The sequence below is a fragment of the Notoacmeibacter marinus genome, from assembly GCF_002238045.1.
GTDB classification, from domain to species: Bacteria; Pseudomonadota; Alphaproteobacteria; order Rhizobiales; family Rhizobiaceae; genus Notoacmeibacter; species Notoacmeibacter marinus.
Genome location: NZ_NBYO01000001.1, coordinates 729,045 through 741,186, shown reverse-complemented (window position 1 = coordinate 741,186; position 12,142 = coordinate 729,045). Strand labels below are relative to the sequence as shown.

The window sequence follows — 12,142 nt, the reverse complement described above, 5'->3', positions numbered from 1 at the left end:
TTAAGACATCAAGAAATAAATTTTTTTCGTATCAAGGACATGGGCGATCTTTCCATCGAGGTAGTCAGTGGTCGTTTTGGCGTGACCTTGATCGTATGAACCGATCGCCTCCCTAGCCAGCACAACACGCATGTCACGCTGATAGGCATCAATCGCGGCCATGCGCACGCATGCGTGAGTATTTATGCCAGCGATGACGAGGGAACGGATAGCTTGCTTTGAAAGCAGGATGTCGAGATCGGTACCATAGAATGGGCTGTAGCGCTTCTTTACGATCACGGTGTCTTCGAAGTGCTTTTCGAGATCGGGATGGAGATCTGCTCCGGCTGTCCCGGCTATGTTGATACGCAATTTCTTGTCCCGCATTTCCAGAAACGCATCGCTGAGATCAGATTTGAATTCCTGACGGACCCAGATGACCGGTCTTTTGCGCTCGCGAAAAAGGTGAACGAGAGCATTGGTTCTTGCGATGAGCAAGTCTCGTCGGCTGGGTTTCCACGAAGAAAGGAAATCCACAGTAAGATCGATCACAAGAAGAGCAGGGCGCTCGAGCACGAGGTTGTTTTCTTACTTTGCAATGAAGGTTCGAGCTTAGTGCGCCCGATGCCTGGGCTCAAGGCCCTTCGCAGATCAACGCATAAACGGCGCCCTCGTTCGGAAGGCGCAGTAGGCCCACCGAGGCGAGGTCGCGCCCATCCTCCATATTGACGATACGCAATTCGGCGATCACCTCGTTGATGATGTCGTCGGTGAAACGGGCGATCAGCCCATCCTGCAGGAATGCGCCGTCGCCAAACCGGATCTCGGTGGCGTCCTCGCCGCCGCGCAGCTGGTAGGCGCCGTCCGGCGTTTCGATCCGCGCCGAAATCACGCTGAGGACCGGCAGAGTGCCGAAACCGAGCGAGACGCGCACCTCCTCATCCTCGATGCCACGGCATGCGATCTCGCCGGTGGCCCATGCGCCGGGCGCACCCGCGAACAGACCGATGATGGCGCCCAGCGCCAGCCTTGCCAAAACGCTCATCATTAACCTCCCGCAACAGAAATGATTGCACTGATTGCACACTGCCATTATCGCTTCTTTCTGGCGAAGGAGCGACCATGGCTAGCATCACGATCCGCAATATCGAGGACGAGGTCAAACAGGCGATCCGCATGCGGGCCGCCGGCAATGGCCGTTCGGTCGAGGAGGAGCTGCGCACGGTGCTGCGCGATCTGGCATCGGAAGATGGCGGCGCGGACGGCGAAGCTGGCGAGATCAAGGCCTCACTGCCGCTCGTCGATGGCGGTACGGAGTCCTCCGCGTTGAGCGGAACCGAACTGACCGGCAGGACCGTTCTCCTTATTATCAGTGGCGGCATCGCCGCCTACAAATCGCTCGATCTGATCCGCCGTCTTCGCGAGCGCGGCGCGGCGGTTCGCGTGGTGCTGACCGAGGCCGCCCAGCAATTCGTGACGCCGATGGCGGCGGCGGCGCTGTCCGGCGGGCACTGTTACACCGATCTATGGGACCGGCAGACGGAAATCGATGTCGGCCATATCCGGCTGGCCCGTTCGGCTGATCTGGTGATCGTCGCACCGGCGACCGCCGACCGCATGGCGAAAATGGTCCAGGGGATCGCCGACGATCTGGCCGGCGCGGTGCTGCTCGCGACCCGCGCACCCGTGCTTCTTGCCCCGGCCATGAATCCGGCCATGTGGTCGCATCCGGCGACGCAACGAAATGTTGAGCAACTCAAAGTGGATGGCTGCCATCTCATCGGCCCGAAAACCGGCGAAATGGCAGAAAGCGGCGAAGCGGGGCCGGGCCGGATGGCCGAGCCGCTCGCCATCGCCGAAGAGGCGGCGCGTATGTTCTCGCCACTGGTCGGCGATAGACCTCTGGCCGGCCGCCATGTGGTGATCACCTCCGGCCCGACCCACGAGCCGATCGATCCGGTCCGCTACATCGCAAACCGGTCTTCGGGCCGCCAGGGCCACGCCATCGCCGCTGCCTGCGCCCGCGCCGGCGCGAAGGTCACGCTGGTTTCGGGGCCGGTGACGCTGCCCGATCCGCAGGGCGTGGACGTGGTGCGCGTGCAAACCGCGCTGGAAATGAAGGCCGCGGTCGAAGAGGTACTGCCCGCCGATGTGGCAATTTTCGTCGCCGCCGTCGCCGATTACCGCGCCAGCCGGATCGCCGAGCAGAAGACCAAGAAGACCGAAGGCGGGCTGACCAAGCTGAAACTGACAGAAAATCCTGACATTCTCGCTTCCATCGCCCGGCATGAAAACATGCGGCCCGCACTCATCGTCGGCTTTGCCGCCGAAACGCAAAACGTCGAAGCCTATGCCGAGGAAAAGCGCATCCGCAAAGGCGCAGACATGGTCGTCGCAAACGATGTCAGCCATGATAGCGGGATCGGCGGGGCAGGCGGCGTGATGGGTGGCGAACGCAACCGCGTCGCGCTCGCCACCGCAAAGGGTGTGGAAACCTGGCCGGAGATGAGCAAGGACGAAGTGGCGGAGCGGCTCGTCCTCGCCATTGCGGAACAGCTATCCGCCTGATCGATAGGCCGATTTCGTCGGCGCTTTGCCGGTGGGAGGGTTTCAAGCGTCCGGGCGGCGGTCGCCGCCCCTGGTGTCGGCTGGATCGGATTGGCTCTGAACCCGCGCCATGGCGACGTCGATATCCTGCATCTGACGTGAGACCAGGCCAGGATCGAGCGTGCCGTCCGCACCGCGCTGGCCGACAGCCTGCTTCATGGCGACGAGCCGGTCGAGCTTCTCCTCGATCGACAAATCCTCACTGGCCGCCACGCCCAGCGGGTTGATGATCATGTCTTCCTGCGCATCGTTGTCTGCGGCGTAAGGGTGTTCGGCGGCCATAATGATACTCCTGAAAATGAATGGGTCTGCAAACTGACAGGTCCAACGCTCATCCCGGCCGGTCCGTTCCGGGCAAGGGCGCTTTCCTTCCGCGGCTCAATATGGCTAGAAGCGTTCATGCCTTGCCCAAGCGGACCCGTTGCGTGTTGATCGGCTGCCTTCTTCTGGCCGCAACGGCCTTCGCCGCTCTTTATGAGTGGACCGGCTTTGAACCCGCGGCTGCGGCCGCTGGCGGCGTGGTACTAATCTATCTAATTTTATCCCTGCCGAAACTGGCCTGGACGCGTCTTGCCTTCGTTGCCATCGGCGTTGCGCTTGCTATCGTTGCGGTCGCGACGCGTCCGGACTGGGTGGCTATTTTGTCGCGTGGGGTCGTGCAGGCCAATTTCATCTGCGCCTTCTTCGTCGCCTTGGCGACCTTGCGCATTCCAGCAGCTCATTCGCCCGCCATTCATCGCTGCGGGCGCTATCTTGCCAGCCGCCCACCGGGCAAGCGCTATTTGGCGCTGACGACGGGCGGCCATCTCTTCGCGCTGATCCTGAATTACGGCGCGATCCAGCTTCTCGGTACGATGGTCGAACGCATGGTGGCGGAAGAGACCGATCCGGATGTTGCGGCCATTCGCAACAGGCGAATGCTGGTCGCCATCCAGCGCGGCTTCTGCGCCTCCATCTTCTGGTCGCCGCTTGCCTTTTCGATGGTGATTACCACGGGAATCGTGCCGGGTGCGAGCTGGGCCGCGACCGTCCCGCTCGCCATCTTCCACATGGTGGTGTTCACCGCGATCGGCTGGGCGCACGACACGCTCATCAAGCCGAAACTGACGGGCCCGCGACCGCAGACGCGCGCCGCCGAAGGCGCTTTCGCCGATCTGCTGCCGCTTGTCGTGCTGCTTCTGATCATCTTCGGCGGCGTCGGCCTGCTGGAGGTGCTGACCGGGTTGCGCATGGCGGCCATCGTCATGGTGTTCGTGCCGCTCGTCGCTTTGGCATGGCTGGCCATCGAAGCCTTCGGCCATGGCGGCGCCGGCGTGTCCGACCTTCAAGGCCGGCTCGGCAATCTCGTCATGCGCGATCTGCCGGCCTACCGCTCCGAGCTGGTTCTCCTCATCATGGCCGGCTTCATCGGCGCGGTCGGCGGTATCCTGGCCAAGCCCTGGATTGCGGCGATGGGGATCGATCTATCGGCGGTGCCGATACCGCTTCTGCTGTTTGCGATCATGCTGTTCGTGCCGCTTGCCGGTCAGATCGGCATGAACCCCATCCTTTCCGTTGCGCTCTTTGCGCCGCTCTTGCCAGCACCCGAACAGCTCGGCATTCCGGCAGTGCTGATCGTGCTGGCCATCGTCTCCGGCTGGGCGCTGACGGGGCTGACATCGCCCTTCACCGCGACCACCATGCTGATCGCCAAGATGGGCCACATTACGCCGGTTCGGGTGGGTACGAGCTGGAACGGCACGGTGTTTCTTGTATCGGTCGTTGTGCTAACCCTGTCACTCGTAACCCTCTGGGCCGTGCTGATCTGAGGTCCGCCTGCATCCTTTGGCTTCAAAGGCGAACAGTTCGTCAACGAAAGGGCGATTGTTGCGCTGGCCTGCAACACCCAGATCATGGTCGAGACCAATTGCGCAGGAGAACAGCGCCATGTCCATCCGACCCGTCAAGACCATGTCCGGCACCACGACCCATATGGAGGGCGCCGGCGTTCAGCTCGAACGTGTTTTCGGCTTCGGCGACCCGTCGCTGACCGATCCGTTCCTGATGATGGACGATTTCCGCAACGACGATCCGAGGCTCTATTCGGCGGGCTTTCCCTGGCATCCGCATCGCGGCATCGAAACCATCACCTATGTCCTGGCGGGCATCGTCGATCATGCCGACAGCCTCGGTAACAATGGCAGCCTTGGAGCGGGCGATGTGCAATGGATGACGGCCGGCTCCGGCATCATGCATCAGGAAATGCCGAAGGGCGATAAGGCCGGGCGGATGCACGGCTTCCAGCTCTGGGCCAACCTGCCGCGCGACCAGAAGATGACGACGCCGCGCTATCAGGATATCACGAGCGGCGACATTCCTGTCGAAATCGACGATGACGGCACGGCCGTGCGTATCGTCAGCGGCTCGTTCTGGGGCAAGAGCGGGCCGGTCGACGGCATCGCCGCCGATCCGCAATATCTCGACATTTCCGTTCCGCCCGGTGTCCGCAAGGTCCTGCCGATAGACACCTACCGCTCGGCCTTCGCCTATATTTTCGAGGGTTCGGCCACCTTCCGCGACGCTAGCAAGCCGGTTGGCGTGCTGGTCGAAAAGGAGGTGGATGGCAAGGAAATTCACCTGCGCGACATGAGCGGCGACCGCACCCTCGTCGTGTTCGATACGGGCGACGAGATCGTCGTGCAGGCTGGTGATGAAGGCGTCCGCTTTCTGCTCGTGACCGGCAAGCCGATCCAGGAGCCGGTGGCCTGGCACGGCCCGATCGTGATGAACACCCGCGAGGAGATCATGCAGGCCATGCAGGATCTGCGCTCCGGCAATTTCATCCGCGAGGGGGCGGTGGGCCTTTCCTGATGGCTTCGGAGTATCGGCCGCCTTCGGTCCCGAATAGGGTCTGGAGCCGGGCAGTGCTATGCTGGCGGCTCGATTCGGGCACGATGGATGGAACCGCCGGCATGATCCGATCAATATTTTGCGCAGTCGTCCTGGCCGTGGCTCTGGCGTCGCCGGGTTCGGCCGCATCGCTCGCCAAGGATCTGTTCGGCGCCAAGGAACTGCCGGCGGATATGAGGCCCGCCACTTACGGCTTCTATTCCAAGGGTTGCTTTGCGGGCGGGCTCGGCCTCGCCATGGACGGGCCGAACTGGCAGGTCATGCGGCCGAGCCGCAATCGCCGCTGGGGCCATCCGGCCATGATCGGCCTTTTGCAGAAACTCTCCCGCGAGGCGGCGAGGGATGGATGGCCGGGCCTTCTGGTCGGGGACATCTCGCAACCGCGCGGCGGGCCGATGCTGAGTGGCCACGCCAGTCACCAGGTCGGGCTCGATGCCGATATCTGGCTGACGCCGATGCCGGATCGCCGCTTGAGCGTTCGCGAACGCGAAACCCTTTCCGCGACCGATATGCTGGTGACGAAGGCGCGAGAGCCGCGTCCGGTCAACGAAAGGGTCTGGACCCCGACCCATGCCGCCGTCATCAAACGCGCGGCGTCCTATTCCGAAGTGCAGCGCATTCTGGTTCATCCCTCGATCAAGAAGAAACTGTGCGAGACGGCAGGGCGCGACCGTGCATGGTTGAACAAGGTGCGCCCTTTCTGGGGGCACAATTACCACTTCCATGTCCGTCTGCGCTGCCAGTCCGGTTCGCCGCAATGCAAACCGCAAAAAGGCACGGGCCGCGGCGATGGCTGCGGCGAGGCGATGGGCTGGTGGTTCACCAGGCAGCCCTGGCAGCCGCCGAAGCCCGGTGTGAAGCCCAAGCCGAAAGCGCGCGACATCATGACCGTGGCGGCCCTGCCGAAAGCCTGCCGCGCCGTGCTTGCCGCACAGCCGAAGTCGCCCGGGCAGGCCATCTACTCGGCGGCGACCGCCGCAATGGCAATGCCAATTCCGCCGCTGCCCCGGCGCCGGCCGGATCGGTAACGTATCGGCTCCCGTGACGGGCCGCCCTATGGCCAAATGCCATAGCAGGCGTTAGAAGCGCCCGCACCGATACGGCCCGATGAGAAAGCGCAGCGCAAACACCATGCAGGCGAAGCGACGAGAAAGCGGTCTTGGCGAAACGGCCAGCCTGGCCGTGCTGAAACGCATCTTCGCCGAGAATTTCCGCCATCATCTGCGGACCTACCTTCTGGCCGGCCTCTGCCTGGCGCTGGCATCCGGCGCGACCGCCTTTCTCGCCTTCATCGTCAAGGATGTGGTGGACGAAATCTTCGTGCGCGAAAACACCGCGCTCATCCCGATCATCGCTGCGGCCATCTTCGCTGCCTTCGCCGTCCGCTCGCTCGCCGGCTATTTTCAGGCGATCCTGCTGGCGCGTGTCGGCAACAATGTCGTCGCCCGCTATCAGAGGCGGATCTTCGCGCACCTTCTGGCCCTCGACATGCGCTTTCACATGTCGGACCGTTCCGGGACGCTGACCGCGCGCATCAACACCAATATCAATGGCATCCGGTCGGTTCTGAACACCGCGCTTGTCACTGTTTCGCGCGACATTATCACGCTGCTCGGGCTGGTCGGTGTGATGGTCTATCAGGAGCCTGGCCTGACGGTCGCCGTTCTTCTTGTCGGCCCGGTCCTCTTCTTCCTTCTCAACCGGCTGATGAGACGGCTGCGCAAGGAAGTGCGCCGCAATGTCGGCACCGTCTCCAGCCTTTTCGGCACCATTCAGGAGACGGTTCAGGGCATTGCTGTGGTCAAGGCCTTCACCATGGAACCGCGTCTGCGCGAGCAGTTCCATCAGTTGAACGACAAAGTCGAGCGCCAGGCCAACAAGGTCGCGCGGATCAGCGAGCGCGCTTCGCCCATCACCGATCTTATCATCGGCGCGGCTATCGCCATTGCCGTCTGGTTCACCGCTACGCGGTCGATCGCGGCCGGCGTACCGCCTGGCTCGATGGCCTCCTTCATCGCCGCCATGCTTCTCGCCTACGAGCCGGCCAAGAAGCTCGCCAAGAGCCAGATCGTCCTGGAAAAGGCGATCGTCAACGCGCGTATGGTCTACGAGCTTCTCGATCTGGAACCGGCGCAAAGGGATGCGGTCGGCAGCTTCGATCTGGTGGTCCGCGAAGGTCATATTCGTTTCGAAGATGTCTGGTTCGGCTACGGGAAGGAAAGACCGGTCCTGAAAGGGCTGACACTGGATGTTCCCGCGGGCGACACCGTTGCGATCATCGGTCGCTCCGGCGCGGGCAAGTCCACCCTGATCACCCTCCTTCTACGCTTCTTCGATCTGGATGGGGGCCGCATTCTCATCGATGGTCAGAGCGTGGCCGAAGTGACGAAATCCTCGCTGCGCAGTTCGATCGCCTATGTCAGCCAGCACCCTTATCTCTTCGAAGGCTCGGTGGCCGACAATATCCGCCATGGCCGTCCCGACGCCACCGACGAGGAGGTGCGCGAAGCCGCCCGCCTCGCCAATGCTGACGAGTTCATCTCGGGGCTTCCGGAAGGGTACGACACGCCGCTCGGTGAAAACGGAACGTCGCTTTCCGGCGGACAGCGCCAGCGCCTTTCCATCGCGCGGGCCATCGTCCGCAATACGCCCATCCTGCTGCTGGATGAGGCCACCAGCGCGCTCGACAATGAATCGGAAAAGCGCGTGCAGGACGCGCTGGAACAGGTGATGAAGGGCCGCACCACAATCGTCGTGGCCCACCGTCTGTCGACCGTGCAGAATGCCGACCGTATCGCGGTCATGGAAGATGGCCGGGTCGTCGAACAGGGCGCTCATGCCGAGTTGATGGCGGTGCCGAACGGTCTTTATCGCCGTTATCGCCAGATGCGTGAGGGTCCGGCCCTCGACCTGGCCAGTGACGCCGCCGAATAGGAGAACGGGCTTGGAACCAATGAGACTGGCCGTGGCCGGCGCCGGGGGACGGATGGGCGCTGCTCTGATCCGCGCCATCGCCGAGCGGGACGATGTGGTGCTGGCGGCTGCTTTCGAACGTGAGGGCGCGGACGCCATCGGCGCCGATTCCGGCGAACGGACCGGTCTCGGCCGGAACGGCGTGCCGATCACCGACGACCTCGACGAGGCCATCGCAACGTCCGACGGACTGCTGGACTTCACCGCGCCCGATGCGACGACAGGTTTTGCCGGCGCCCTGGCAGAAGCGGGCCGCGTTCATGTGATTGGAACGACCGGCTTCGAAACGCAGCACGAAGATGCGTTGCAGACCGCCGCGCAACGCGCCACCATCGTGAAGAGCGGCAATATGAGCCTTGGCGTCAATCTTCTGGCGGAGCTTGTGCGCCAGGCGGCGAAGGCGCTGCCGGAGAGTTTCGACATCGAAGTGCTCGAAATGCACCATAGGCACAAGGTCGACGCCCCGTCCGGCACGGCGCTTCTTCTTGGCGAAGCGGCAGCAGAGGGGCGCGGTATCGTGCTGGCCGACCATGCCGTGCGCGGCCGCGATGGCCAGACCGGCCCACGGCCCGACGGCGCGATTGGCTTCGCCACGCTCCGGGGCGGCTCGGTGGTGGGCGATCATTCGGTTATCATGGCCGGGGCGGGCGAACGGATTACTCTGTCGCACCATGCCGAAGACCGGGCGATTTTCGCTCGCGGCGCAGTGGCGGCGGCGTTATGGGCCCATGGCCGCCCGCCCGGCCTCTATTCCATGATCGACGTTCTGGGGCTTAGATCGTAGCGCGCCTCACCGGTTCTGAATGCAATTCGAAATCAAGGAAACTCGACTATGCCCGGCACTCTCGTTCTCGTTCGTCACGGCCAAAGCGAATGGAATCTCAAGAATCTCTTCACCGGCTGGAAAGACCCGGATCTGACCGAAAAGGGTGTGACCGAGGCCAAAGCGGCGGGCGTGGCGCTGAAGGATAAGGGCCTTTCCTTCGATCTGGCCTTCACGTCGGAACTGTCGCGGGCGCAGCGCACTTTGAGCCTCATCCTGAAAGAGCTCGGCCAGACCGATCTGGAGACCCGAAGGGATCTGGCGCTGAACGAGCGTGACTATGGCGATCTGGCGGGTCTCAACAAGGACGATGCGCGCGACAAGTGGGGTGAGGAGCAAGTTCACATCTGGCGTCGCAGCTACGACGTGCCGCCGCCCGGCGGTGAAAGCCTCAAGGACACGCTGGCGCGGACGCTGCCCTATTTCGTCACCGACATTCTGCCGGAGGTGATGGCCGGAAAGAATGTGATCGTCGCTGCGCATGGCAATTCGCTGCGTTCCATCTGCATGGTGCTGAACCGGCTGAACCGCGATGAGATCGTCGGTTTCGAGATCGCCACGGGCGTACCGCTGATCTATGAGCTTGGGGCCGATACGCGCGTGACGGCAAGCGAAACGCTGTCGTCGAAATAGCCGGCGGACGGGTCCGGCAAAAGACCGATGCGGTTCGAAAGGCGCTTCGCTTTAAAAGTGGCGATTTGAACGTTGACACCGCATCGGCTGCCGTCTAGATGCGCACGACCATACGACATTGCCCAGGTGGCGGAATTGGTAGACGCGCCAGCTTCAGGTGCTGGTACTCGCAAGGGTGTGGAGGTTCGAGTCCTCTCCTGGGCACCATATCTCATATCCTGCCCCAAAACCCCTGCTAAGGCTTTGAACGGCAAGGTGGTTTTCGGGGTTCTAGGCCCCTCGTTCCGGTGGTAGTTGAGCGGCTCGGCAAAGGCCAGTCTCAGGACGGTCCGGCGCATGGTGATATTGCCGGATTGCCAGATTTTCCACGGGTTTGCGAGGAAGCGGAGCGACAGTTCTAGCATCTGGTCGAACGTTCCGGCTTCGGGGACGTGATGGGCCATGGTTTCGCGGAGCTTCAGCTTGTCGCGCTCAAGGCCGGCGATTCTGTCTTCATAAGCGCGGACGACGGTCGGGTTGGTCGCGTCGAGAATACGCGTCAGCAGGCCCTCGATCTGCTTCTCGGTGTGGCGGAGCTGATTCTCGGTGGATTTGACGATGTCCGCGGCGAGCGATGCGCGATGCTCCCATGTGTCGCGGAACATCATCACGGCGAGGTCGAACAGCTTTCGTGTCGGCTGCATGGATTTGACGATATCGGCGACATCGCCCTCGATCTTGTCGCGGGCGATGGACTTGCCGTAGCTGCCGCAGCCCTTGGTTTGGCAGAGATAATAGGGATAGCGCTTGGTCGAGCCCGTCGTCCAGGAACTGCGCAGCGGCTTTTGGCACTCGGCGCAATGGACGAAGCCGCGCAGGACGAAGTCATTGCCGATGTTCTTTCGGGCGGGGAGCTTGGCGATGCCGTTCCGGCGCTCCTGGACCTTGTCGAAGGTGGCGATGGAGATCAGCGGCTCATGATGGCCCTTGAGCCAGTCGAGGCCATAGGTCTCGCTGCAGATATGGCCGGTATAGAGCGGCTGGGTCAGGATATCGGTGACCCGCTGCTGGGTGATCTTGCCCGCCCTGTTGCGCGGGAACTCCGGGAAGGTCTCGAAGAAGCGTTTGATTTCCGCCTGAGACTGGAACCGGCCTGCGGCGTAACCCTCGAAGGCATCGCGAACGATGGATGCGAGTGGCTCGTTCGCGACGAGCAGCTTTCCATGGCCTTTCACGGTCTTGTACGCATAGCCGACAGGCGGATTGTGGATCCAGTAGCCGTTTTCCATCCGAGCGCGCATCTTCTGGGCGACCTGTCGGCCATTCTGCTTTCGCTCCAGCGCGCCCTGGGCGGCGATGATGGTTTCGATGAACTCACCCTCGGGCGTATCGTCGAGCTTGAAGTTGAGGCATTCGATCGTCGCTTGCCGCGCCCGGAACGCATCGCGCAGATCGAGATGGAAGCGCGTATCGCGGGCAAAGCGCTTCAGATCGTCGAAGATGACGGTAAAGCGCTCGTCCGGCTGGGCGTCGAGGAAGGCGAGCAGCGCCTTCATGCCGGGCCGTTTCATGAAGTCGATGCCGCCGGTGATCGTGTCGGGAAAGACGGCGGCGACTTCGAGCCCCTTCGCGGCCGCGTGCTGGCGGCAGCGTGTCTCCTGGCTTTCCAGCCCGTGTCCGTCCGATTGCTGGCCTTTGGACGACACGCGGCAATAGATGACCGCCTTTGTCGGCATCACGTCACTCATGGCGGCCTCCATCGGCGGCGGGCGCGCTCGCATGGTCGGTGGGCAGGTCGGATGGGGCGATGGACGAGAGCATGTCCGAGTCTAGCATCTCGGTGGCGATGATCCGACGCAATTCCTCATTTGGCCCACAGGGCTCGGATGATGGGTCCGGCACGGCATCGGTATCGATATCCTCGCATTGCTGCAGCGGATGCAGCCGAAAGCCGAGATCGACGAAGCCGGCGATGATCGCGAACAGCGTTTCGAGGAATTCCTGCTTCTCTTCGTCGGTGCCGTCCCAATCGTCGAGATGGGCGGCATAGCGATCCCAGTCGATGGTCAGCGTCGGCGGGGTTCTGGCCTCAATGGTCTGTTCAGGGGGTGGGCCGGACTGGCCCGGTCGTTTCGGTGGTTCTTGTGGGGGTGCGGTCTTCATATCAACTCCTTGTCTTATGCGTTGTCGCTCTCCTTTTCGGGTGCAAACAAAAAGAGAACATCGTAGCGGGGCGCAGAGACGGTGTCAAGGATTTTA

Annotated in this window: 11 protein-coding genes, 1 tRNA gene and 1 pseudogene; 8 read left to right on the top strand and 5 right to left on the bottom strand. The window is 62.6% G+C overall.

What is annotated here, in order from left to right:
- The gene (locus B7H23_RS03445) at window positions 1–555 is read right to left on the bottom strand and encodes a cysteine hydrolase family protein (protein ID WP_094075966.1); all 555 of its coding nucleotides are present in this window, start codon (window positions 553–555) and stop codon (window positions 1–3) included.
- Window positions 556–613: 58 nt separating this feature from the next.
- Window positions 614–1,027, bottom strand: a complete 414-nt coding sequence (locus B7H23_RS03440; RefSeq protein ID WP_094075965.1) for a hypothetical protein — start codon at window positions 1,025–1,027, stop codon at window positions 614–616.
- Between the two features lie 74 nt (window positions 1,028–1,101).
- On the opposite strand from B7H23_RS03440, the gene coaBC reads away from it, so the two are divergent.
- Window positions 1,102–2,547, top strand: coding sequence for a bifunctional phosphopantothenoylcysteine decarboxylase/phosphopantothenate--cysteine ligase CoaBC (coaBC, locus tag B7H23_RS03435; protein WP_094075964.1), 1,446 nt, complete (start codon window positions 1,102–1,104; stop codon window positions 2,545–2,547).
- 42 nt (window positions 2,548–2,589) lie between these two features.
- Here the strand turns inward: coaBC and B7H23_RS03430 are convergent, their stop codons facing one another.
- Window positions 2,590–2,868 (bottom strand): hypothetical protein, encoded by a 279-nt coding sequence (locus B7H23_RS03430; RefSeq protein WP_094075963.1) that lies wholly within the window; start codon window positions 2,866–2,868, stop codon window positions 2,590–2,592.
- A 143-nt stretch (window positions 2,869–3,011) separates the two neighbouring features.
- Here B7H23_RS03430 and B7H23_RS03425 point away from each other — a divergent pair, with 143 nt between their 5' ends.
- The 7 genes from B7H23_RS03425 (at window position 3,012) to B7H23_RS03395 (ending at window position 10,111) form a co-directional block, all read left to right on the top strand.
- The gene (locus tag B7H23_RS03425; RefSeq protein WP_240534957.1) at window positions 3,012–4,394 is read left to right on the top strand and encodes a hypothetical protein; all 1,383 of its coding nucleotides are present in this window, start codon (window positions 3,012–3,014) and stop codon (window positions 4,392–4,394) included.
- 118 nt (window positions 4,395–4,512) lie between these two features.
- On the top strand, window positions 4,513–5,436 hold the full coding sequence (locus B7H23_RS03420; RefSeq protein ID WP_094075962.1) for a pirin family protein: 924 nt from the start codon (window positions 4,513–4,515) through the stop codon (window positions 5,434–5,436).
- 101 nt (window positions 5,437–5,537) lie between these two features.
- Window positions 5,538–6,503: a penicillin-insensitive murein endopeptidase gene (gene mepA, locus B7H23_RS03415; RefSeq protein WP_240534956.1), complete on the top strand. Its 966-nt coding sequence runs from the start codon at window positions 5,538–5,540 to the stop codon at window positions 6,501–6,503.
- A gap of 79 nt (window positions 6,504–6,582) precedes the next feature.
- Window positions 6,583–8,409, top strand: coding sequence for an ABC transporter ATP-binding protein (locus tag B7H23_RS03410; RefSeq protein WP_420814460.1), 1,827 nt, complete (start codon window positions 6,583–6,585; stop codon window positions 8,407–8,409).
- A 19-nt stretch (window positions 8,410–8,428) separates the two neighbouring features.
- Window positions 8,429–9,232: a 4-hydroxy-tetrahydrodipicolinate reductase gene (gene dapB, locus B7H23_RS03405; RefSeq protein ID WP_094075960.1), complete on the top strand. Its 804-nt coding sequence runs from the start codon at window positions 8,429–8,431 to the stop codon at window positions 9,230–9,232.
- Between the two features lie 48 nt (window positions 9,233–9,280).
- The gene (locus tag B7H23_RS03400) at window positions 9,281–9,904 is read left to right on the top strand and encodes a 2,3-bisphosphoglycerate-dependent phosphoglycerate mutase (RefSeq protein ID WP_094075959.1); all 624 of its coding nucleotides are present in this window, start codon (window positions 9,281–9,283) and stop codon (window positions 9,902–9,904) included.
- 120 nt (window positions 9,905–10,024) lie between these two features.
- Window positions 10,025–10,111: transfer RNA gene (locus B7H23_RS03395), tRNA-Leu, on the top strand.
- A gap of 548 nt (window positions 10,112–10,659) precedes the next feature.
- Here the strand turns inward: B7H23_RS03395 and B7H23_RS16310 are convergent.
- Both B7H23_RS16310 and B7H23_RS15815 read right to left on the bottom strand, forming a co-directional pair.
- Window positions 10,660–11,619 (bottom strand): annotated as a pseudogene (locus B7H23_RS16310) (recombinase family protein); the annotation flags it as partial.
- Between the two features lie 4 nt (window positions 11,620–11,623).
- Window positions 11,624–12,046 (bottom strand): hypothetical protein, encoded by a 423-nt coding sequence (locus B7H23_RS15815; protein WP_143534718.1) that lies wholly within the window; start codon window positions 12,044–12,046, stop codon window positions 11,624–11,626.
- Window positions 12,047–12,142: the final 96 nt, after the last annotated feature.

What these genes read in the sequence shown, in the direction of transcription:
- coaBC (WP_094075964.1), top strand. Translation starts at nt 1,102, where the DNA reads ATGGCTAGCATCACGATCCGCAATATCGAGGACGAGGTCAAACAGGCG.
- dapB (WP_094075960.1), top strand. Translation starts at nt 8,429, where the DNA reads ATGAGACTGGCCGTGGCCGGCGCCGGGGGACGGATGGGCGCTGCTCTG.
- B7H23_RS03410 (WP_420814460.1), top strand. Translation starts at nt 6,583, where the DNA reads ATGAGAAAGCGCAGCGCAAACACCATGCAGGCGAAGCGACGAGAAAGC.
- B7H23_RS03430 (WP_094075963.1), bottom strand. Translation starts at nt 2,868, where the DNA reads ATGGCCGCCGAACACCCTTACGCCGCAGACAACGATGCGCAGGAAGAC.
- mepA (WP_240534956.1), top strand. Translation starts at nt 5,538, where the DNA reads ATGATCCGATCAATATTTTGCGCAGTCGTCCTGGCCGTGGCTCTGGCG.
- B7H23_RS03420 (WP_094075962.1), top strand. Translation starts at nt 4,513, where the DNA reads ATGTCCATCCGACCCGTCAAGACCATGTCCGGCACCACGACCCATATG.
- B7H23_RS03440 (WP_094075965.1), bottom strand. Translation starts at nt 1,027, where the DNA reads ATGATGAGCGTTTTGGCAAGGCTGGCGCTGGGCGCCATCATCGGTCTG.
- B7H23_RS15815 (WP_143534718.1), bottom strand. Translation starts at nt 12,046, where the DNA reads ATGAAGACCGCACCCCCACAAGAACCACCGAAACGACCGGGCCAGTCC.
- B7H23_RS03400 (WP_094075959.1), top strand. Translation starts at nt 9,281, where the DNA reads ATGCCCGGCACTCTCGTTCTCGTTCGTCACGGCCAAAGCGAATGGAAT.